Source organism: Acidocella sp. (genome assembly GCF_027352905.1).
In the GTDB taxonomy this organism is placed as follows: domain Bacteria; phylum Pseudomonadota; class Alphaproteobacteria; order Acetobacterales; family Acetobacteraceae; genus Acidocella.
Genome location: NZ_DAIEIF010000028.1, coordinates 35527 through 54968, shown reverse-complemented (window position 1 = coordinate 54968; position 19442 = coordinate 35527). Strand labels below are relative to the sequence as shown.

General features: G+C 67.5%; 17 protein-coding genes and 1 pseudogene. 6 read left to right on the top strand and 12 right to left on the bottom strand.

The genetic code is table 11. The features are described 5' to 3' along the window. Nucleotides 1-146 precede the first annotated feature (146 nt). Together M7H45_RS04240 and trxB are read right to left on the bottom strand one after the other, a co-directional pair. Entirely contained in the window at nucleotides 147-1043 is an 897-nt protein-coding gene (locus tag M7H45_RS04240; RefSeq protein WP_298215016.1) for a LysR family transcriptional regulator, read from the bottom strand. 18 nt (nucleotides 1044-1061) lie between these two features. After that, nucleotides 1062-2027 carry a thioredoxin-disulfide reductase gene (gene trxB, locus M7H45_RS04235; RefSeq protein WP_298215003.1) on the bottom strand — a complete coding sequence of 322 codons (966 nt, stop codon included), beginning with the start codon at nucleotides 2025-2027 and terminating at the stop codon, nucleotides 1062-1064. A gap of 127 nt (nucleotides 2028-2154) precedes the next feature. Here trxB and M7H45_RS04230 point away from each other — a divergent pair, with 127 nt between their 5' ends. Further along, complete coding sequence (locus M7H45_RS04230) at nucleotides 2155-3132, top strand: MBL fold metallo-hydrolase (RefSeq protein ID WP_298215002.1); 978 nt, start codon at nucleotides 2155-2157, stop codon at nucleotides 3130-3132. Here the strand turns inward: M7H45_RS04230 and nth are convergent. Genes nth through M7H45_RS04210 form a run of 4 tightly spaced genes read right to left on the bottom strand, consistent with a single transcriptional unit; the run spans nucleotide 3098 to nucleotide 6773 of the window. Beyond that, the gene (gene nth / locus M7H45_RS04225) at nucleotides 3098-3811 is read right to left on the bottom strand and encodes an endonuclease III (RefSeq protein ID WP_298215001.1); all 714 of its coding nucleotides are present in this window, start codon (nucleotides 3809-3811) and stop codon (nucleotides 3098-3100) included. The genes M7H45_RS04230 and nth overlap by 35 nt on opposite strands. After that, on the bottom strand, nucleotides 3808-4431 hold the full coding sequence (gene upp, locus M7H45_RS04220; protein ID WP_298215000.1) for a uracil phosphoribosyltransferase: 624 nt from the start codon (nucleotides 4429-4431) through the stop codon (nucleotides 3808-3810). The genes nth and upp overlap by 4 nt, the downstream gene beginning before the upstream one ends. Before the next feature lie 6 nt (nucleotides 4432-4437). Further along, nucleotides 4438-6042 carry an ATP-binding protein gene (locus M7H45_RS04215; protein WP_408832454.1) on the bottom strand — a complete coding sequence of 535 codons (1605 nt, stop codon included), beginning with the start codon at nucleotides 6040-6042 and terminating at the stop codon, nucleotides 4438-4440. 29 nt (nucleotides 6043-6071) lie between these two features. Further along, complete coding sequence (locus M7H45_RS04210; RefSeq protein WP_298214999.1) at nucleotides 6072-6773, bottom strand: response regulator transcription factor; 702 nt, start codon at nucleotides 6771-6773, stop codon at nucleotides 6072-6074. Between the two features lie 186 nt (nucleotides 6774-6959). Here M7H45_RS04210 and M7H45_RS04205 point away from each other — a divergent pair, with 186 nt between their 5' ends. Both M7H45_RS04205 and M7H45_RS04200 read left to right on the top strand, forming a co-directional pair. Continuing rightward, nucleotides 6960-8567 carry a phosphoenolpyruvate carboxykinase gene (locus M7H45_RS04205; protein WP_298214998.1) on the top strand — a complete coding sequence of 536 codons (1608 nt, stop codon included), beginning with the start codon at nucleotides 6960-6962 and terminating at the stop codon, nucleotides 8565-8567. A 24-nt stretch (nucleotides 8568-8591) separates the two neighbouring features. Beyond that, nucleotides 8592-9371 (top strand): alpha/beta fold hydrolase, encoded by a 780-nt coding sequence (locus tag M7H45_RS04200; RefSeq protein ID WP_298214997.1) that lies wholly within the window; start codon nucleotides 8592-8594, stop codon nucleotides 9369-9371. 25 nt (nucleotides 9372-9396) lie between these two features. On the opposite strand, the gene M7H45_RS04195 is transcribed toward M7H45_RS04200, so the two are convergent. Together M7H45_RS04195 and M7H45_RS04190 are read right to left on the bottom strand one after the other, a co-directional pair. Beyond that, on the bottom strand, nucleotides 9397-10155 hold the full coding sequence (locus tag M7H45_RS04195) for a TlyA family RNA methyltransferase (RefSeq protein ID WP_298214996.1): 759 nt from the start codon (nucleotides 10153-10155) through the stop codon (nucleotides 9397-9399). Beyond that, nucleotides 10155-11561: a short-chain fatty acyl-CoA regulator family protein gene (locus M7H45_RS04190; protein ID WP_298214995.1), complete on the bottom strand. Its 1407-nt coding sequence runs from the start codon at nucleotides 11559-11561 to the stop codon at nucleotides 10155-10157. The genes M7H45_RS04195 and M7H45_RS04190 overlap by 1 nt, the downstream gene beginning before the upstream one ends. A gap of 187 nt (nucleotides 11562-11748) precedes the next feature. Here M7H45_RS04190 and M7H45_RS04185 point away from each other — a divergent pair, with 187 nt between their 5' ends. From M7H45_RS04185 to M7H45_RS04175, 3 genes are all read left to right on the top strand, one after another. Beyond that, nucleotides 11749-11961 carry a hypothetical protein gene (locus M7H45_RS04185; protein ID WP_298214994.1) on the top strand — a complete coding sequence of 71 codons (213 nt, stop codon included), beginning with the start codon at nucleotides 11749-11751 and terminating at the stop codon, nucleotides 11959-11961. 111 nt (nucleotides 11962-12072) lie between these two features. Continuing rightward, on the top strand, nucleotides 12073-12738 hold the full coding sequence (aat, locus tag M7H45_RS04180) for a leucyl/phenylalanyl-tRNA--protein transferase (RefSeq protein ID WP_298214993.1): 666 nt from the start codon (nucleotides 12073-12075) through the stop codon (nucleotides 12736-12738). Beyond that, nucleotides 12735-13325, top strand: a complete 591-nt coding sequence (locus M7H45_RS04175) for a hypothetical protein (protein ID WP_298214992.1) — start codon at nucleotides 12735-12737, stop codon at nucleotides 13323-13325. Before aat ends, M7H45_RS04175 begins: the two co-directional genes overlap by 4 nt. Nucleotides 13326-13331: 6 nt before the next feature. Here the strand turns inward: M7H45_RS04175 and M7H45_RS04170 are convergent, their stop codons facing one another. The 4 genes and pseudogenes from M7H45_RS04170 to M7H45_RS04155 all read right to left on the bottom strand — a co-directional run bounded on the left by M7H45_RS04170 (nucleotide 13332) and on the right by M7H45_RS04155 (nucleotide 19431). Next, nucleotides 13332-14078: an ABC transporter permease gene (locus M7H45_RS04170; RefSeq protein WP_298214991.1), complete on the bottom strand. Its 747-nt coding sequence runs from the start codon at nucleotides 14076-14078 to the stop codon at nucleotides 13332-13334. Then, nucleotides 14075-14809: an ABC transporter ATP-binding protein gene (locus tag M7H45_RS04165; RefSeq protein ID WP_298215014.1), complete on the bottom strand. Its 735-nt coding sequence runs from the start codon at nucleotides 14807-14809 to the stop codon at nucleotides 14075-14077. The genes M7H45_RS04170 and M7H45_RS04165 overlap by 4 nt, the downstream gene beginning before the upstream one ends. Continuing rightward, nucleotides 14805-16286 (bottom strand): efflux transporter outer membrane subunit, encoded by a 1482-nt coding sequence (locus M7H45_RS04160; protein ID WP_298214990.1) that lies wholly within the window; start codon nucleotides 16284-16286, stop codon nucleotides 14805-14807. Before M7H45_RS04160 ends, M7H45_RS04165 begins: the two co-directional genes overlap by 5 nt. Beyond that, a pseudogene (locus tag M7H45_RS04155) lies at nucleotides 16279-19431 on the bottom strand (efflux RND transporter permease subunit). The gene M7H45_RS04160 and the pseudogene M7H45_RS04155 overlap by 8 nt, the downstream one beginning before the upstream one ends. Nucleotides 19432-19442 lie beyond the last annotated feature (11 nt).

Here is a 19442-nt window from a genome sequence, read left to right as displayed (position 1 = left end):
ACCGAAGTCCCATCCAGTTCTCTCGAACCGGATATGTTGTATATAGGACACATCCCCGGATTTTTTAAGTGTTAAAATCTTAATGTAGTTGATTTTCTGTAACTCTTTGTTCCAGAGGCCGGAAAAAATCGAGGAAATCAGCCATTTCATGGCCTTATCCCGTTGCGTTCAGCAATGGAATTCACCAAAAAGTCACGGAAGACGGAGATGCGTTTGGAGTTTCGCAACTCTTCCGGGTAGACGAAATACATATCCACCGTGGGTTTTTTGACATCGGGCAGCACCGGGACCAGCCCGGCCGTGTCGGTGAGCAGGTAATCGGGCACCGTGCCGATGCCCAGGCCGCTGCGGATGCAGGTCAGCATCGCCTGGAGGGAGTTCACCTCCAGCATGCCCCGCCGCGCCGTGCCATCCTTGCGGCCGAGCTCGCCCAGCCAGTTGACATCCGGCACTGGCGGCTTGCGGTCGCCGAAGAGGATGAGCTTGTGATTGTCCAGATCATCCGGCGTCTGCGGCAGGCCATGAGCCTGCGCATACTCCTCCGAGGCCCAGATCTGCATGCGGATCTCCGCGAGGTGGCGCTGCACGAGATCGGGCTGGCGGGGCGGATGCATGCGGATGGCGACATCCGCCTCACGCATCGCGAGGTCGAGATCGGTATCGTCCAACAGCAGCGAGATTGAAACCTCGGGATATTGGTTGAGGAAGGTTTTCAGCCGGGGCGCCAGCCAGACCACGCCGAAACTATGGGTGGTGGTCACCTTGAGGCGGCCGGCGGGTTTTTCCTTGCTTTCGGCGAGCATCGCCTCGGTCATCGCCAGCTTGGCGAAAACGTCGCGCACCGTGCGGTAGAGCGTCTCGCCCTGCTCGGTGAGGATCAGCCCGCGCGCGTGGCGGTGGAAGAGCGGCACGCCAAGCGCCTCCTCCAGCGCGGAGATCTGCCGCGAGACGGCGGATTGGCTGAGATTGAGCACATCCCCCGCATGGGTGAAGCTGCCCGCCTCGGCCACCGCGTGGAAGACCCGAAGCTTGTCCCAATCCATTTTTTGTCCGGCCATGATTTATGCAGCCTCGTTGACGTGCAGGGGAAGATGATCGAGGAATTTTTCCGCCTCGAGCGCGGCCATGCAGCCCGTGCCCGCGGCGGTGACGGCCTGGCGGAAAACCTTGTCCTGCACGTCGCCGGCGGCGAAGACGCCCGGCACGGAGGTTTCGGTCGTCCCCGGCCGGGTGACGACATAGCCCTCCGCGTCCATTTGCAGCTGGCCGGTGAAGAGGGCGGTGCTGGGAGAATGGCCGATGGCGATGAACACGCCCTGCGCCGCCATGTCCCGCGTCTCGCCGGTGACGGTGTGCTTGAGGCGCAGCCCGGTGACCGCCTCCGGCGTGCCGCCGCCCAGAATATCCTCGACCGTGTGATCCCAGACGATCGAGATTTTTGGATTCTCGAACAGGCGCTGCTGGAGGATGCGCTCGGCGCGCAGCGTATCCCGCCGGTGAATGAGGGTGACGTGGCGGGCATGATGGGTGAGGTAGAGCGCCTCCTCCACCGCCGTGTTGCCGCCGCCGATCACCGCCACCTCCTTGCCGCGGAAGAAAAACCCGTCGCAAGTGGCGCAGGCCGAGACGCCGGCGCCCATGAATTTGCGCTCCGAGGGCAGGCCGAGCCAGCGCGCCTGCGCGCCGGTGGCGATGATGACGCTCTCCGCCGCGAAAACCAGCCCGCCATCCGTGCGGGCCTTGAAGGGCCGGGCGGAGAAATCCACGCCCGTGACCAGATCGTAGATGATCTCGGTGCCGACATGCTCGGCCTGTTTGGCCATCTGCTCCATCAGCCAGGGACCCTGGATGGGAGCGGCGAAACCGGGATAATTCTCGACATCCGTGGTGATGGTGAGCTGGCCGCCCGGTTGCAGCCCGGCGATGAGCACCGGGGCGAGATTGGCCCGGGCGGCATAGATGGCCGCGGTGTAGCCCGCCGGGCCCGCGCCGATGATCAACACCCGGGTTTTTCTCGTCTCAGCCATCGAAATTTCGTCTCATCATTATGCCGAGATTACATATCTGTTCATCCCGCACCTATACAAGACTCCCTTGTATCAAGACTCCCCTGCCGGGCCTTTGGCACGGTTTCGCCGCTCCCATATCCCGCCTATGGCTTATCCTGTCTCCGATCATTGCGACGGCAAACGCTTCTTCAACCCCGAACCGCCCCGCCACCCGGAGATGAGCCCGCGTGGCGGGCTGATGCGGATGCTGAAAATGCTAAGGGAGCGGCGGTCCGGGCGCTCCGCCTGGGCGCGCTGGCCCGCCCGGGTGGAAAACCGCCCCTACCCGCCGCCCGACCCGGCCCGCCCCTCGGTCACCTGGATCGGCCATAACACGTTTCTGCTCCGCCTCGGCGGGCTCAACGTGCTCACCGACCCGATTTTTTCCGAGCGCTGCTCGCCGGTGCGCTTCGCGGGGCCGGCGCGGGTACGCGCGCCGGGACTCGCCATCGCGGCGCTGCCGCCGGTCGATCTCATCCTGCTCTCCCATAATCATTACGACCATATGGATTTGCCCTCGCTCAAACGGCTGCGCCAGCGCTTCCCGGCGGCCCGGCTCATCACCACCCTGGGCAATGCCGGGTTTCTCACCCGCCAGGGCCTGGCCGGCGCGGTGGAGCTGGATTGGTGGGAGAGCGTGACCCTGCATGGCGCCCATGTCACCGCTACCCCGGCCCGGCATTTCTCGGCGCGCACGCTGTGGGACCGCAACGAGACGCTCTGGGCCGGGTTCATGCTCAACTGGCATGGCCGCAGGATTTATTACGCAGGCGACACGGGTTACACGAAATTCTTCAGCGAGATCCGCCACCGGCTGGGCGCGCCAGATCTCGCCTTGCTGCCCATCGGCGCGTATCAGCCGCGCGAGGTGATGGCCACCGTGCATACCGACCCCGCCGAGGCGGTGCGGGCCTTCCAGGATCTGCACGCCGGGCGGGCCATCGGCATGCATTTCGGCACGTTTCAGCTCACCCAGGAGGCGATCGACGCGCCGGAGCGGGAGCTGGCCCAGGCGCGGGAGCGGGCGGGGCTGGCGCCGGAGGCGTTCTTCACGCTGGATGTGGGCGAGAGCGCGCCTTTGTGAGCGCCGGCGCGGCGGTTTTGCCCGGATAGGTGCACCATGCCGCCCCGGGGCAGCGCCAGCATTCCGGCTGGCGCGCCTTGCAGACATAGCGGCCATGCAGAATGAGCCAGAGATGGGCGGGCTTGAGCATGTCCCGGGGGATGCGGCGGAGCAGCGCCTCCTCCACCGCGCGCGGGGTGGGGCCGGGGGCGATGCCGGTGCGGTTGCCGAGGCGGAAGATATGAGTGTCCACCGCCATGGTGGCCTGGCCGAAAATCTCGTTCAGCACCACATTTGCCGTCTTGCGGCCGACACCGGGCAGCGCCTCCAGCGCGGCGCGGCTATCCGGCACCTCGCCGCCATGGCGCTCCACCAGCAGGCGGGAGAGCGCCGCCACGTTGCGCGCCTTGGCCTGCCAGAGGCCGATGCTCTTGATCAGCGCGCCGATGCCCTCCGCGCCCAAAGCCGCCATCGCCCTGGCGTCCGGCGCCGCCGCGAAGAGGGCGGGGGTGACCTTGTTCACCGCCCGGTCCGTGGTCTGGGCCGAGAGCACCACGGCGACGAGCAGCTGAAACGGCGTGGCGTAATCCAGCTCGGTGCGCGGGGTCTCGTTGCCGGCGGCGATGGCGCGCAGGAAGGCGGGGATATCCGCCTTGCGCATGGGCGGCGAGGCGGCGGGGGTCGCCGGTTCGCGGCTCATTTGGTGCCGAAGAGCCGGTCTCCCGCATCGCCGAGGCCGGGCAGGATATAGGCGTTCTCATCCAGCTGGCGGTCGAGCGCGGCGGTGAAGACCGGCACGTCCGGATGCGCGGCGTTGAAGGCGGCCACCCCTTCCGGCGCGGCCAGCAGGCAGACGAATTTGATCTGCCTCGCCCCCGCCTGCTTGAGCCGGGTGACGGCGGCGGCGGCGGAATGGCCAGTGGCGAGCATTGGGTCCACGACCACGCAGAGCCGCTCCTCCAGCGCCTCCGGCACCTTGAAGTAATATTCCACCGGCTCATGCGTCACCGGGTCGCGGTACATGCCGATATGCCCGACCCGCGCCGCGGGCACGAGGTCGAGCATGCCGTCGAGAATCCCCGCCCCGGCGCGCAGGATGGAGACGAAGCAGAGCTTCTTGCCCTGCACCTGCACCGCCTCCATCTCCTCCATCGGGGTTTCGATCATCACCGGCTCCAGCGGCAGGTCGCGCAGCACCTCATAGGCGAGGAGCAGCGAAATCTCGCGCGCCAGGCGGCGGAATCCGCCGGTGGTGGTCTCCTTCTTGCGCAGCAGGGTCAGCTTGTGTTGCACCAGCGGGTGGTCGATGACGGTGAGCATGGAAGTTCAGTCTCCGGCTTTGGGCAGGCGGATGACGAAACGGGCGCCGATGACGCGCCCCGCCTCGTCCCGGCGGTTCTCGGCCGAGATCCGGCCCTGATGCGCCTCGACGATCTGGCGCGAGATGGAGAGGCCGAGGCCGGAATGGCTGCCGAATTGCTCGCTCTCCGGCCGCTCGGAATAAAAACGGTCGAAGATGGACTCGAGCTTGGCCTCGGGAATGCCCGGCCCCTCATCCTCCACCGCGAGCTCGATGACGCCGCCCGTCTCCCGCCCGCGCAGGGTGATCCTGCCGCCCGGCGGGCTGAAGGAGATGGCGTTGCCGATGAGGTTGCGCAGCACCTGCACCAGCCGCGTCTCCGAGCCGCGCACCAGCAGGCCGGAGGCGGGGGCCTCCACAACCACAAAGGGGCCGCCCTCCTTGCGGGTCGCGTCGTGGATCTCGGCCAGGGTGGCCAGCATCCGCGCCATGTCCACGACCTCGTAGCGGCTGCGGGACAGCTCCGAATCGAGCCGCGAACTATCCGAGATGTCGGTGATCAGCCGGTCCAGCCGGGCGACGTCCTGGGTGACGATGGCGAGCAGGCGCGAGGCGCGGGCCGGATCCTCCACCCGCGAGAGGGTCTCGACCGCCGAGCGGATGGAGGAAAGCGGGTTCTTGATCTCATGCGCGACATCGGCGGCGAATTTCTCGATCGCGTCCATGCGCGACCAGAGCGCCTGGGCGGTGCCCTCCAGCGTGCGGGCGAGGGTGCCGATCTCGTCATTGCGGCCGGTGATGGCGGCGGGCAGGGCCTGCGCCCCCGCCCGGCCGGCGCGCATGCGCTCCGCCGCCGCCGCCAGGCGCGAGAGCGGGCTGGCGATGGTGCGGGCGAGGTAGAAGGAGACGATGACGGTGAGGGCCAGGGCAAGGGCGAAGAGGATGAGGATGGAGACGCGCACCGCCAGCACCGCCGCGTCCACCTCCGAGGCCTCGCGCGTCAGCAGCACCGTGCCGAGCACCTGCTGGCCCCGCTGGATCGGCTCCGCCACGGTGATGAGCAGCACGCCATGGGGGTCGCGGCGGATCAGAGGCGGGATTTCCTGGCCGCTTTGCGGGGTGGAGGTGAGCTGGAGGACGGTGCGGGCATCGGGTTGCCAGCCCAGCGTGTCCGGCCCCTCCCCCGCCCCTGAGCCGGCCGGGGCGGGCTGGCTTCTGCCGACCACCGAGCCGAAGAGGTGGTCGTAGATGAAGCTGACGATGCGCGGGAACAGGCCGGGGCTGGGCGGGGCCGCCAAAGGCTGGGTGACGATGGCCCCGCCCGGGCCGGGATGGACGCGTGAATTGGCGATGAGCTCGCCATCCTGGCCGTAGATCATCGCCTGGGCGTTGGGGGTGGGCTCGGTGAGGGAATAGAGCAAGGGCTGCGCCAGATCGGCATCCAGCGAGGGCTGGCCGTTATTCTCCTGCACCGCCGTCTCCGCGATGGCGCCGGCATAGATCCGCGCCTGCTCGCGCAGGGCCGACACCTCCGCCGCCACCAGCCCCTGCTGGTACTGGTCCAGATAGAGCAGGGCGGCGAAGATCAGCACCAGCGGCAGCAGGTTGACGAGGAGAATGTCGCGCAGCAGGCGCGACAGGCGCGGTTTACGGGCCAGATTCAGGCGTCCTTATAGCGGTAGCCGATGCCGTAGAGGGTCTCGATCTGGTCGAACTCGCTATCCACATTGCGGAATTTCTTGCGCAGGCGCTTGACGTGGCTGTCTATGGTGCGGTCGTCCACATAGACGTTCTCGCCATAGGCGGCGTCGATGAGCTGGTCGCGCGATTTCACCATCCCCGGGCGCTGGGCCAGCGCCTTCACCAGCAGGAACTCGGTGACGGTGAGCTGGATGTCCTTGCCCTTCCAGAGGCATTGATGCCGGGTCTCGTCCAGCGTCAGATCCCCCCGGGTGAGCACGGCGGCCGGAGCGGCGCCCGAGGCCTCGGCCCGGCTGGCCTCATTGCGGCGCAGCAGCGCCCGGATGCGCTCCAGCAAAAGGCGCTGGCTGAAAGGCTTGGTGATATAGTCGTCCGCGCCGAGGCGCAGGCCCATCAGCTCGTCCAGCTCGTCATCCTTGGAGGTGAGGAAGATCACCGGCATGGCGGAGCGCGCCCTCAGCTTCTGCAGCAGCTCCATCCCGTCCATGCGCGGCATCTTGATGTCCAGCACCGCGAGATCGGCGGGCTTGGCGAGCAGCCCCTGCAGGGCGGATTCGCCATCCGTATAGGTGCGGACGGCGAACCCCTCAGCCTCCAGCGTCATCTGCACCGAGGTGAGAATGTTGCGGTCGTCATCGACCAGGGCGATCGTCTGTTTCATCGGGGCGGACCCAGTCCTTCACGCGGTTCGTGGCCTTGTGCCGCCAGGGAGTGACCGGATTATGGCGGCAAATCAAGAGCCCGGCGAGAATTTGGCCCAAGCGGCGCGCGCGGCGATTGAAAGACCCCCCAGCCGGTGCGTATTAATGTTTCATATCGACGTGATAGAAGAGGACTCGCCCCGCCAATGACCGAAAAACCCGCGCTCCGCGACGCCGCTCCGCTCAAGGGGACGGGGGTGCGCCTCGCCGCCGCCTTGCACGCCAATCTCTCCGCCCCGGCCCTGGTGAAGCACGCCCTGCGCCGGGAGGAGGGCCGGCTCTCCGCGGATGGCGCGCTCATCGTCCGCACCGGCGTGCATACCGGCCGCTCGGTCGCGGATAAATTCGTGGCCGACGAGCCGGAGACCACGGCCGAGATATGGTGGGGCAAGGTCAACCAGAAACTGCCGCGCGAGAAATTCCAGACCCTGAAGACGCGGGTGCAGGCCTATCTGCAAGGGCGGGAATTGTTCACCCAGGATCTATATGCCGGGGCGGAGCCCGCCCACCGCATCCGGGTGCGGCTGGTCACCACCGGGGCGTGGCACGCCCTCTTCGCGCGCAACATGTTCATCCGCCCGGCGGAGGAGGATCTCGCCGGGTTCGAGCCGGATTACGTCATTCTCCACGCGCCGGATTTCGAGGCCGATCCGCAGATCGACGGGGTGAGGTCGAGCACCGCCATCGCCCTCTCCTTCGCGGAAAAGCTGATCGTCATCGCCGGCACGGAATATGCGGGCGAGATCAAGAAATCCATCTTCACCGTGATGAACTGGCTGCTGCCGCCCGAGAACGTGCTGCCCATGCATTGCTCGGCCAATATCGGCCAGGCGGGGGATACCGCCCTGTTCTTCGGCCTCTCCGGCACCGGCAAGACCACCCTCTCCTCCGACCCGGCGCGGCGGCTCATCGGCGATGACGAGCATGGCTGGGGCGCGGAGAGCGTGTTCAATTTCGAGGGCGGCTGCTACGCCAAGGTCATCGACCTCAGCGAGGCGAACGAGCCGGAGATCTGGGCGGCGACCCACCGCTTCGGCACGGTGCTGGAGAACGTGGTGGCGGACCCGCGCGGCGTGCTCGACCTCTCCGACGGCACCTATACCGAGAACACCCGCGCCTGCTACCCGGTCGAATACATCCCCAATGTCGAGCTTTCCGGCCGGGGCGGGCAGCCGCGCAACATCGTCATGCTCACCGCCGACGCCTTCGGCGTGCTGCCCCCCATCGCGCGCCTGACCCCGGCGCAGGCGATGTACCATTTCCTCTCCGGCTATACCGCCCGCGTGGCGGGGACGGAGAAGGGGCTGGGCAGCGAGCCGCAGGCGACCTTCTCCACCTGCTTCGGCTCGCCCTTTCTGCCCCGCCACCCGCAGGTTTACGGCAAGCTGCTGCAAAAGCTCATCCGCGAGCATGGCGCCAATTGCTGGCTGGTGAATACCGGCTGGACCGGCGGCGCCTATGGGGTGGGGCGGCGCATGTCCATCACCCATACCAGGGCGCTGCTGCGCGCCGCCTTCTCCGGCGAGCTGGACAAGGCGGAGTACCGCACCGACCCGTTCTTCGGCCTCGCCATCCCCACCCGGGTGAGCGGCGTGCCGGACGAGGTGCTGGACCCCCGCGCCGCCTGGCCCGACAAGGCGGCCTATGACGAGGCGGCCAGGGGGCTGGTGGGGCGGTTCATCGAGAATTTCGAGACCTTCGCCGAGCATGTGGATGACGAGGTGAAGGCCGCGGCGATCAAGGCCGCGGCGTAAAGACAAGCGACCTGGGAGGGGAAAATGGACCGGCATATGATCATGGCGGGCGGGCACCAGCTCGCCGCCTTTACGTGGGGGCGCGTGGAGGGCGGCGCGCCGGTGGTGGTGATGATGCATGGCGGGCTGGATTGCACCAGCACCTGGAAGGACCTGCCCGAGAGCATCGCCGCCACGACCGGGCTGGCCGTGCTCTCCTATGACCGCTGGGGCTATGGCGGCTCGGAGGCGTTCACCGGACAGCGCGAACGCTCCTACCGCATGGAGGAATCCGGCCCGGTGCTGGGCGAGGTGCTGGCCCATTTCGGCATTGGCGAGGCGGTGATGTTCGGCCATAGCGATGGCGGGGCCATGGCCGTTCTCGCCGCCGCCGCCCATCCGGAGACGGTGCGGTGCGTGTGCGCCTGCTCGCCCACCGTGGCGGTGGATTTGCCGATGATCCGGGCGATGGCCGGGGCGCGGGACGCCTTCGAGCATCGCGGGCTGCGCGAAAAACTGATGCGCCACCATGGCGACAAGACCGATGCGATGTTCTGGGCCTGGTACAACCCCTGGGCCGAGGAAGCCGCCGCCCAATGGTCGATGGCGGCGCAGGTGGCGGAGGTGGGCTGCCCGGTGGCGGCGCTGTTCGGCCAGGATGACGATTATGGCTGGCGCGCCAGCGCCGGGCTGCTGGTGGGCAATGGCCGCATGCGGCTGGAGGTGACGGCGCTGCCCGGGGTGGGGCACGACCCGCAGCACCGGGCGCGCCCAGACGTGCTGGAGGGGCTGAAACGGGTGCTGCGCGCGGGCGGCATAGGCTGAACCGCGGCCCCGCGTGGCGCCCGGGTTAAACCCCGGAAGCCGCTAAGGGCAAGCGCCGCGCCCCGATCAGAAACTCGACATTTCCCTCCGGGCCCTTGATGGGACTCGGCGTGAGGCCCAGCACCTCCCAGCCGGGCTGGGCCGCGAACCAATCCGCGATGCGCGCGCAGACCTGCTCATGCACCGCCGCGTCGCGCACCACCCCGCCCCTGCCCACCTGCTCCGGCCCGGCCTCGAATTGCGGCTTGATCAGCGCCAGCGCGAAGGCTCCCGGCGCGCAGAGCACGAGCCCGGCGGGCAGCACCGTGCGCAGGCCGATGAAGCTGGCATCGCATACCAGCGCGCCGATGGGCTCCGGGATCAGCTCCGGGGTGAGATGGCGGGCATTGGTCTTTTCCAGCACCGCCACGCGCGGGTCGGCGCGCAGCTTCCAGGCCAGCTGACCATGGCCGACATCCACCGCATAGACCCGCGCCGCGCCGTGGCTCAGCAGCACATCGGTAAAGCCGCCAGTGGAGGCGCCGATATCCAGCGCCACCCGCCCGGCGGGGTCGAGGCCGAAATGGGCGAGGCCGTGGGCCAGCTTGAGGCCGCCGCGCGAGACCCAGGGGTGCTCCTGGCCCTTCACCGTCAGCGGCGCGTCTTCCGCCACCGGCTGGCCCGCCTTGGCCACCCGCGCCGTGCCGGAATAGACCAGCCCGGCCATGATGAGCGCCTGCGCCTTGGCGCGGGATTCGGCCAGGCCGCGCGCCACCAGCGCCTGATCCGCGCGCTGGCGGGGCATCAGCGCCTCTCTCCCGGCAGGGTTTTGAATTTATAGGGGCTGGCATTGGTGGTCTCCGGGCTCACCGCCAGCCGGTGGGCGATGGGCGGGAAGGCGCGAGAGCGGCATTCCTGGCGCTCGCACAGGCGGCAGGAAAGGCCGATGCCGACCGCCGCGCGCTCCAGGTCCAGCCCGTCGCCATAGACGATCTCGCGGGCGTGGGAGACGTCGCAGCCCATGGCGATGACATGGACGGGCGCGGGCTCGCCCCAGCGGGCCGGGCGGCCGGTGATGGCGCGGGCGAAGCAGAGAAAGGTCTCGGTGGCGGAAAGCTGGGCCACCTGCACGCGGATGAGCCCTGGCGTGGCGAAGGCGGCATGGGGCACCCAGCGCGGGCAGGTGCCGCCATAGCGCATGAAGGGGAAGCCGGCGGCGGAGAAACGCTTGCTGACATTGCCCGCCGGATCGACACGGAGAAAGAAGAAGGGCAGGCCCCGCGCCCCCGGCCGCTGCATGGAGGAGAGGCGCTGGCAGGCTTGCTCATAGGAGACGCCGAAGCGCGCCGCCAGCGCCTCCACATCGTAGCGCAGCTCGCGCGCGGCGTTGAGATAGGGCTCGTAGGGCATCATCAGCGCCGCGGCGATGTAATTGAGCAGGCCGATGCGCAGCAATTCCCCGGCATCCTGGGTGGTGGGCTCGGCGCGCTTGACGATGGCCTCCACCGGGGCGCGCGCCTCCAGCAAGGCGAGCTGGAAGGCCATCTGGAAACCGCGGCTCTCGCGCGGCAGATCCTCGGAGAGGGTGAGGAGGCGGTTGGCGGCGTCGAACACCCTGAGCGCGCCCGGCAAGGGCCGCACCGCCACCACCAGCCCGTGCTGGCGGCGCAAACGCTCGGCCAAGGCGTGGCTGGAGCCGAAAGAGGCGACGTCCAGGGTTCTGCCGATCTCCTCGGCCGCCGTCTCCAGCGCGGGGAAATGGTTTTCATGGGCGTGGAAAAAATCCCGCACCTCCTCGTTGGGGCCGAGAATCCGCCGCCCCGAGGGCAGGGTGATGCCGCCCGAGCCCTCCTCCCGCGCCGCCGCCAGCGCCCGGTGCAGGGCCAGAACCGCGCGCGCCGCGCCCGGCGCGGCGGCCAAGGACTGGATCTCGCTTTCCGGCACCGGGTCCAGGGCCAGTTGCGGGTCGGAGAACACCTCCCGCAGCGAGACCTCGAACTCGCGCTCCTGCGTGCCGGACAGGGCGGCGAGATCGACCTTGAGCGCCTCCGTCAGCTTGAACAGCAGGGAGGCGGTGACGTTGCGCTGGTCGTGCTCGACGAGATTGAGATAAGACGTTGAAATGCCCAGCTTCTGGGCGAAGCCTTGCTGGGTGAAGCCCTGTTCCATGCGCAGCCGCCGGACGGTCTTGCCGATCATGATTTTTGACATGTTTTACAAATCGCAAAAATCTTCCGTAAAGTCACCCACAGATTTCGCCGGGCTTCGCGGTTTCGCGCTGGATTATCGGGGGCGATGTAAATAATTTCACTTCAGTCCTTCACGGCGCGGCCTTCTCCCCATGCCAACCCCGCCGTCTCGTGGAGGACCCGGTTTTTATTCCCATAGGAGTGTCACCATGCGCATCCAGACGACCCCGAATTTCTCCCCTGACGGCCTGGGCGGGAATGGCGCGGCCGTGCGTGACGCCGGCTTCGGCTCCCGCGCGCCCCAGCCCTCCTCAACGCGCCATCGGGTAGAGCCCGCCTATGACCGCCAGCCGGCGGAGAATGACCACGATGACGGGCTGGTTCATGGCCATTTCTGGGCCATGTCCTCCACCGTCCGCTAACAATAAGCGCCAAGTTTAGGGAGGTGCCAGCCCCGGAGCCATGCTCCGGGGCTTTTGGCGCGCCCTAAGAGCGGCTTGGCAAAGCCCGTGCTTGGGTGCGAAACTTGGCCCATGTCCGCGCGGCCTTTCATCCTCACTCCGGATCTGCTTCTGCGCGCCTACCGGCTGGGCCTGTTTCCCATGGCGGAATCGCGCGAGAGCAGCACGCTGCACTGGCTGGACCCGGACATGCGCGGCGTGCTGCCGCTCAACGGCTTCCATATCCCCCGCCGCCTGATGCGCACGCTGCGCGCCGGGCGCTTCACCGTGACGGCGGATGAGGATTTCACCGCCACCATCACCGGCTGCGCCGCCGCGCGGGAAGGCCGGCCGGAGACCTGGATCAACCGCGAGATCGAACGGCTCTTCATCGACCTGCACCGGATGGGGTTCGCCCATAGCGTGGAAAGCTGGCTGGGGGGCGAGCTGGTGGGCGGGCTGTACGGCGTGGCGCTGGGCGGCGCGTTTTTCGGCGAGAGCATGTTCTCCACCGTCGCCGACGCCTCCAAGGTGGCGCTGGCGCATCTAGTGGCGCGGCTGCGCCTGGGCGGCTATACTCTGCTGGACACGCAATTCATCACCGGCCATCTCCTCCGGTTCGGCGCGCGGGAGGTGCCGCGCGGCACCTACCACACCATGCTGGCGGAAGCGCTGGAAGAGCCGGCGCGCTTTCCCGCCGCGCCGGACCCGGCGGCGCTGATGCGTGAATTCGAGACCATGCGAAAAGAGGTTCCATGAAACGCCCGCTTCTCCCCGCCCTGGCCATGCTGGCCGCCCTCACTCCCGCCCTGGCCGCTGCCGCGCCAGCCTTTCTGCCGACGCGCGATGTCTCGGTGGATTACAGCGTGGCGAGCCCAGGCCAGCCGCCGCAAACCTACCGGCTGAGCTATGCCGCGGCCAGCCAGCAAGCGCGGCTGGATAGCGTCACCGGCCTTTACGTTCTCGCCAACCTGCCCCAGGGGCAGGCCCAGGTGGTGGTGCCCGCCCTGCACGCCATCGTCCAGGCGCCGGATTTCTCCAGCCTCACCACCCAGCTCTACCAGGCGGATAACGCCAGCTTCACCCCCATCGGCACCGGGCATTACGCCGGGTTGGACTGCCGGGACTACAAGGTGACGGACAAGAACGGCACCGCCCGGGCCTGCATCACGCCGGATGGGGTGATCCTGCACTTCGCCGGGCAGAACGCGCATGGCGGCGCGGACATCACCGCCACCTCGGTGAGCTACGGCCCGGTGGCGGCGGATGAATTCACCCCGCCCGCCAATTTCATGCCGCTCAACCTGCCGCCCGGCGCCCTGGCCGCTTTGCTGCGCCAGCAATGAGGCGGGTCAGCCGCTATCCGGCGCCCAGCGGAGCAGCCGGCGCAGCAGCCCATCCACCAGCGCCCAGAGCAGAATGGTGAGAGCGGCCAGCAGCGCCAGCGCCGCGAACATCAGATCGGTCTGCATCCGGGCATTGGCGTTCAGCATCACATAGCCCAGCCCGGCCGAGGCCCCCGCCCACTCGCCGATGATGGCGCCGATGGGCGCCGCCGCCGCCGCGATGCGCAGCCCCGCCCCAAAGGCGGGCAGCGCCGCCATCAGCCGGACATGGAGAAGCTGGGCGAGGCTGGAGGCGCCCATGGTGCGGGCAAGGTCGAGCCAGCCCGGCTCGGTGCGGCGCAGCCCGTCGTAAAACGCGGCGGTGACGGGGAAGAAGATGATGAGCATGGTCATCAGCACCTTGGAGGCGAGGCCGAAGCCCAGCCACAGCACCAGGAGCGGCGCCAGGGCGAATACCGGCACGGCCTGGCTCAGCAGCAGCAGCGGCAGCACCCAGCGCTGCAAGCCGCGGGAATAGACCATGACCAGGGCGAGCAGCGCCCCGGCGAGCGTGCCCAGCGCCAGGCCCAGCGCGATTTCCACCAGCGTGACGAGCATGTTGGCCCAGAGAAACCCCCAGCGCGTGACCAGCGTGGCCGCCACCGCACCCGGACCGGGAAGCAGGAAAGCGGGAATCCCGGCGAAGCGGGCAAGCAGCCACCAGGCCAGGACCAGCCCCGCCAGCGTGTAGAGCGGGCGAAGGATGCGGCTCACGCCCCGCCCCCGGCGAGCAGAGCGCGCATCAACTCGGCCTGGGCGTGCAGCAGCGCCTCGTCATCCACGGCGCGGGGCGGCGCGCCCGGCACGGAGATGAGCGGGCCGAGCCGCGCGGGCTGGCCCGCCATCACGTGCAGGCCATGGGCGAGGCGGCAGGCCTCCAGCGGGTCATGGGTGATGAGCAGCACGGTCCGCCCCGCCAGCAGCCGGGCCGCGAGCTCCTGCATGCGGGCGCGGGTGATCGCGTCCAGGGCCGAGAAGGGCTCATCCATCAGCACGATGGGCCGGTCCTCATACAAGGTCCGCGCCAGGGCGGCGCGCTGGCGCATGCCGCCGGAGAGTTCGCGCGGGAGGGCTCGCGCCCGGCCCGCGAGCCCCACCGCCTCCAGCAAGGCCAGGGCGCGGGGCGTATCCGGCCTCTCACCCCGCAGGCGGCTGCCCAGCGTGACGTTTCCCACGACGCGAAGCCAGGGGTAGAGGAGATCCTGCTGGCCCATCCAGGCGATGCGCTGGCGCAGGGGCAGCCCGTCCGAGGCGGCGACCCGCCCGGCCTCCGGCGCGGCCAGCCCGGCGATGACCCGCAGCAGGCTGGTCTTGCCCACCCCGCTGGCGCCAAGCAGGGCGGTGCAACGCCCCGCCGCCACCCGCAAATCCAGCCCCGCGAAGAGCGGCCGCCCCTGGTAGCCAAGGGTGAGGCCCTCCAGCTCCAGCCCCGGCGGCGGGTTAATCGGGCTTCGGCGCCGCGGCGGGCTGTGCCGCCGCCACCGGCGTGTTCTCCGCCTCCCAGCCGCCGCCCAGCGCCTTGTACAGCGTGATTTCGTTCTGCTGCTGGGCCAATCGCAATGCCACCAGGTTGAGCCGCGCGTTAAGCAGGGCGTTCTGCGCGATCAGCACGTTGAGATAATTGTCGATGCCCGTGTTGAAGCGCATCGAGGCCAGTTGATAATAGCGTTGATCCGCCGCCACCAGATCCTGCTGCGCCTGGAGCTGGGCGGAATAGGTCGTCCGCCCGGCCAGCGCGTCCGAAACATCGTGAAAGGCCGATTGGATCGTCTGCTCGTAATTGGCGATCTGCACCCGCTTCTCGATCTTGGCGAGGTCGAGATTGGCGAGATTGGCGCCGCCGGTGAAAATCGGCAGGGTGATCTGCGGCTCGAACATCCAGGAGCCCTGCCCGCCATCGAACAGGCTGCTGAGGCTGTTGCTGGCCACGCCGCCATTGGCGGTGAGGGAGATGGAGGGGAAGAAGGCCGCCCGCGCCGCGCCGATATTGGCATTGGCGGCGAGGAGCTGGTGCTCGGCGGCGCGGATATCCGGCCGGCGGGTGAGCAGATCCGAGGGCAGGCCGGCGGGCACCTCCGGCAAAGGCGGCTCGTTGGACAGCCCGGCCACCTGCTGCATCTGTTGGACCAAGGCGGGCGGCAGCGGCGCCCCCGCCAGCAGCACGATCTCATCCATATCCTGCGCCACCATCCGCTGATATTGCGAGATATAGGCGCGGGCGGTGTCGTAATTGACCTGTGACTGCGCCACGTCCAGCGCCGTGCCGGTGCCGTGCTGGGCCTCGAGCTGGGTGAGCTGGAGGCTTTTCAGGTTGGTGGCGGCCGTGTTCTCGGCGATTTGCAGGGATTCGCGATCCGCGAGCCAGGTGTCGTACTCCGCCGCCACCTGGGCGACGAGCGCGATCTGCACGCTGAGGGCCGTCTCGGCATCGCTCAGATAGGTCTGGCGCGCGGCCTCGGCCTGGGAGCGGATCTTGCCGAAGAGATCGAGCTCCCAGGAGACAGCCTCCGCGCCAAGGCTGTATTCATGCAGCGTGACGCCCTGACCGGAGCCAGCCGGATTGCTGGTGCTGGCGTCGGCGGGAATGCCTTCCTCCAGCGCGGTGCCCACCCCTTGCAGCGTCGGGAACAAGCTGGCGCGGCTCACCCGGTACTGGGCCTCGGCGGATTGGACGTTGAGGGCCGAGATGCGCAGATTGCGGTTATTGGCGAGGCTGAAGGCGATGAGCTGCTGCAGCGCCGGATCGGCGAAAAACACCTTCCAGCCCATATCGGCCGCGGCGGGGCCAGCGCCGCCCGCCACCGGATATTGGTTCTCCACCGGCAGGCCCGGCCGGTGATAGTCCGGTATGAACATGCAGCCGGACAACAGGACCAGGGAGAGAACGAGGGAGAGACAGGCCGCCAGGCTCGATTTACGCATGGCTGTTCCCCTGCCCGGCGGCGGCTTCCTCCGCCAGTTTTTCCGAGCGGCGTTTGACCTTGGCCAAGGTGAGCACCGTGACGAAGAAGACCGGCACGAACAGGGTGACCAGCACGGTGGCGGTGACCATGCCGCCCACCACGGCGGTGCCAATGGCCTGGCGCGCCCCCGCCCCCGCCCCGGAGGCCACCGCCAGCGGCAAGGTGCCGAGCACGAAGGCGATGGAGGTCATCAAAATCGGCCGCAGACGCTCCCGCCCGGCATGCATCGCCGCATCTATCAGGCTCTCGCCTTGTTCGTAGAAATTGCGCGCGAATTCGACGATGAGAATGGCGTTCTTGACCGAGAGGCCCATGGTGGTGAGCAGGCCGATCTGGAAATAGACGTCGTTGTCGATCCCGCGGAGCAAATTGGCGGTGACCGCGCCGATGATGCCGAGCGGCACCACCAGCATCACGGCCGCCGGGATGGACCAGCTTTCATAAAGGGCGGCCAGGCAGAGCAGGATGAAGATGATGGAGATGGTATAAAGCGCTCCGGTCTGCGATCCGGCCTTCTCCTGCTCATAGGAAAGCCCGGTCCATTCCATGGTGACGCCCTTGGGCAGCTTGGAGACGAGTTTCTGCACCTCGGTCATCGCCTGGCCGCTGCTCACGCCGGGGGCGGGCTGACCCAATAATTCATAGGATCTGATGCCGTTATAAATTTCCACGGATTGCGGCCCCACGGTCCAATGCCCCGAGGTGAAGGCGCTGAAGGGCACCAGCTGGTTCTGGTTGTTGCGCACATACCATTTCTCCAGATCGCTCGGCTGCATGCGGGCATCCGGCTGGCCCTGGAGATAGACATCCTTCACGCGCCCATCACGGAAGAACTGATTGACATACATCGAGGCCAGCGCCCCCTGGATCGTCGTGTTGACGTCATTGATGGCAAGCCCGAGCGCGGAGGCTTTCTCGCGATCCACATCGAGAGCATATTGCGGCGTCTCGCCCAGACCGTTCGGCCGCACCGCCACGAGCATCTTATCCGCTCCGGCGAGTTTGAGGAATTGATTGCGGGCGGCATAGAAATCGGCGTCGCTGAGATTGCCGGTGTTCATCAGCTCCATGTCGAAGCCCGTGGCGTTGCCGAGTTCCAGCACCGGCGGCGGCTGGACGATGAAGACCTGGCCGCCGCGATTGCCCAGAAAATGGCTGTTGGCCCGCCCCGCGATGGCGGCGACGCTCTGCGAGGCCTTGGTCCGCTCGTCCCAGGGGGTGGTGAGCAGGACGAGAAAGCCCTGATTCTGGGCCTGACCGGCAAAGCTGAAGCCGGTGACGGTGAACATCGATTTCAGGTTCTTGCCTTCGGCTTGCTCGAGATATTGCCGCACCTGGGCGTTCATCGCCTCGGTCTCCTCGGCCGTGGCGCCAGGCGGCAGGCTCACCTGCCCGAGCAGCAATCCCTGATCCTCATCGGGCAGAAAGCCTTTTGGCAGGCGCGTGAACAGGAACACCATGAGGATGGTGATGCAGACCAGCGCCACCATACTCAGCCGCCGCCGCTTCGTCATCCGCGCGACGCCATGCAGGTAATGATTGCGGGTCGCCTCGAAATTGCGGTTGAACCAGCCGGTGAAGCCGCGCGTGCCCGCCCCCGGCTTTTGCGGCCGCAGCAATGATCCGCAGAGCGAGGGGGTGAAGGTGAGCGCGGTGAGCACCGAAAGCGCCATGGCGGAGATGATGGTGACGGAGAACTGGCGGTAGATGACGCCGGTGGAGCCGCTGAAAAAGGCCATCGGCATGTACACGGCCGCCAGCACCATGGCGATGCCGACCAGAGCGCCCGAGATCTCGCCCATGGATTGCCGGGCGGCCTCCTTGGGCGGCAGGTTTTTGGTGTGCATGAGCCGGTCGACGTTTTCCACCACGACGATGGCGTCATCCACCAGCAACCCGACCGCGAGCACCATGGCCAGCATGGTCAGCGTGTTGATCGAATAGCCCATGAAGGCCAGCACCGCGAAGGTGCCGAGCAGGACGATCGGCACGGCGATGGTCGGCACGAGCGTGGCGCGGAAATTCTGCAGAAAGAGCAGCATCACCAGGAAGACGAGGGCGATCGCCTACAGCAGGGTGATCGCCACCTCTTTGAGGGAGAGGACGATATAAGGCTGGGTGTCGTAGGGATAGACGAGCTCCAGCCCTGGCGGGAGACGCTGCGCCAGGGTGTTCAGCTCCGTCTTCACCGCCTTCTCGGTGGTGAGCTGGTTGGCGCCGGGGCTGAGCTTGAGGCCCATGCCGCTCGCCGGCATGCCGTTATAGAGAGAGCTGATGGCGTAGCTCTGCGGCCCCAACTCCACCTTCGCGACATCGCGCAGCCGTACCTGGGCGCCGCTGGTCTGGACCTTGAGCAAAATGTTCTGAAACTGCTCGGGATCGCTGAATTCCGACGGGCCGTTGATCAGCGCGTCCAGGCGCTGGCCCTTCACCGAGGGCAAGCCGCCCAGCTCGCCGGAGGGAACCTGGATATTCTGAGCCTCGATGGCGCTGGCGATATCGGTGACGGTCAGCTTGTATTTATAGAGCTTGTCCGGGTCGAGCCAGATGCGCATCGCGTATTCGGAGCCGAACAGCGTGTAATCGCCCACGCCCGGCACGCGGGTGATCGGCGCCTCGATATTCGAGGCGATGTAATCCGCGATATCGCCGCGCGTCATCCGCCCATCCTTGGAGACGAGAGCGAAGAAGAGCATGTAGTTCTTCTCCGCCTTCTGCACCGTCACACCCGTCTGGGTGACCTCGGTCGGCAGCGTGCTCTCAGCCACGGCGAGCTTGTTCTGCACCTGCACCTGGGCGATGTTGGGGTCCGTGCCTTGCTTGAAGGTGAGCAGGATGGACACCGCGCCGGTGGATTGCGCCGTCGCGTTCATGTATTCCAGCCCGTCCAGCCCGGTCATCTGCTGCAGGATCGGGCGGATGACCGTATTGGCGACCGTCGTGGCCGAGGCTCCCGCATAGTTGGCGGTGATGCTGACGGAGGGCGGGGCGATGCTGGGGTATTGCGCGATGGGCAATTGCAGCATCTCGATGCCGCCCGCCATCATGACGATCAGCGCCATCACCCAGGCAAAAATCGGCCTATCTATGAAAAAGCGTGACATGGCGGGCTTCC

Coding starts and splice junctions, on each gene's coding strand:
- M7H45_RS04240 (WP_298215016.1), bottom strand. CDS start 1,043: ATGGATTGGGACAAGCTTCGGGTCTTCCACGCGGTGGCCGAGGCGGGC.
- trxB (WP_298215003.1), bottom strand. CDS start 2,027: ATGGCTGAGACGAGAAAAACCCGGGTGTTGATCATCGGCGCGGGCCCG.
- M7H45_RS04230 (WP_298215002.1), top strand. CDS start 2,155: ATGGCTTATCCTGTCTCCGATCATTGCGACGGCAAACGCTTCTTCAAC.
- nth (WP_298215001.1), bottom strand. CDS start 3,811: ATGAGCCGCGAACCGGCGACCCCCGCCGCCTCGCCGCCCATGCGCAAG.
- upp (WP_298215000.1), bottom strand. CDS start 4,431: ATGCTCACCGTCATCGACCACCCGCTGGTGCAACACAAGCTGACCCTG.
- M7H45_RS04210 (WP_298214999.1), bottom strand. CDS start 6,773: ATGAAACAGACGATCGCCCTGGTCGATGACGACCGCAACATTCTCACC.
- M7H45_RS04205 (WP_298214998.1), top strand. CDS start 6,960: ATGACCGAAAAACCCGCGCTCCGCGACGCCGCTCCGCTCAAGGGGACG.
- M7H45_RS04200 (WP_298214997.1), top strand. CDS start 8,592: ATGGACCGGCATATGATCATGGCGGGCGGGCACCAGCTCGCCGCCTTT.
- M7H45_RS04195 (WP_298214996.1), bottom strand. CDS start 10,155: ATGCCCCGCCAGCGCGCGGATCAGGCGCTGGTGGCGCGCGGCCTGGCC.
- M7H45_RS04190 (WP_298214995.1), bottom strand. CDS start 11,561: ATGTCAAAAATCATGATCGGCAAGACCGTCCGGCGGCTGCGCATGGAA.
- M7H45_RS04185 (WP_298214994.1), top strand. CDS start 11,749: ATGCGCATCCAGACGACCCCGAATTTCTCCCCTGACGGCCTGGGCGGG.
- aat (WP_298214993.1), top strand. CDS start 12,073: ATGTCCGCGCGGCCTTTCATCCTCACTCCGGATCTGCTTCTGCGCGCC.
- M7H45_RS04175 (WP_298214992.1), top strand. CDS start 12,735: ATGAAACGCCCGCTTCTCCCCGCCCTGGCCATGCTGGCCGCCCTCACT.
- M7H45_RS04160 (WP_298214990.1), bottom strand. CDS start 16,286: ATGCGTAAATCGAGCCTGGCGGCCTGTCTCTCCCTCGTTCTCTCCCTG.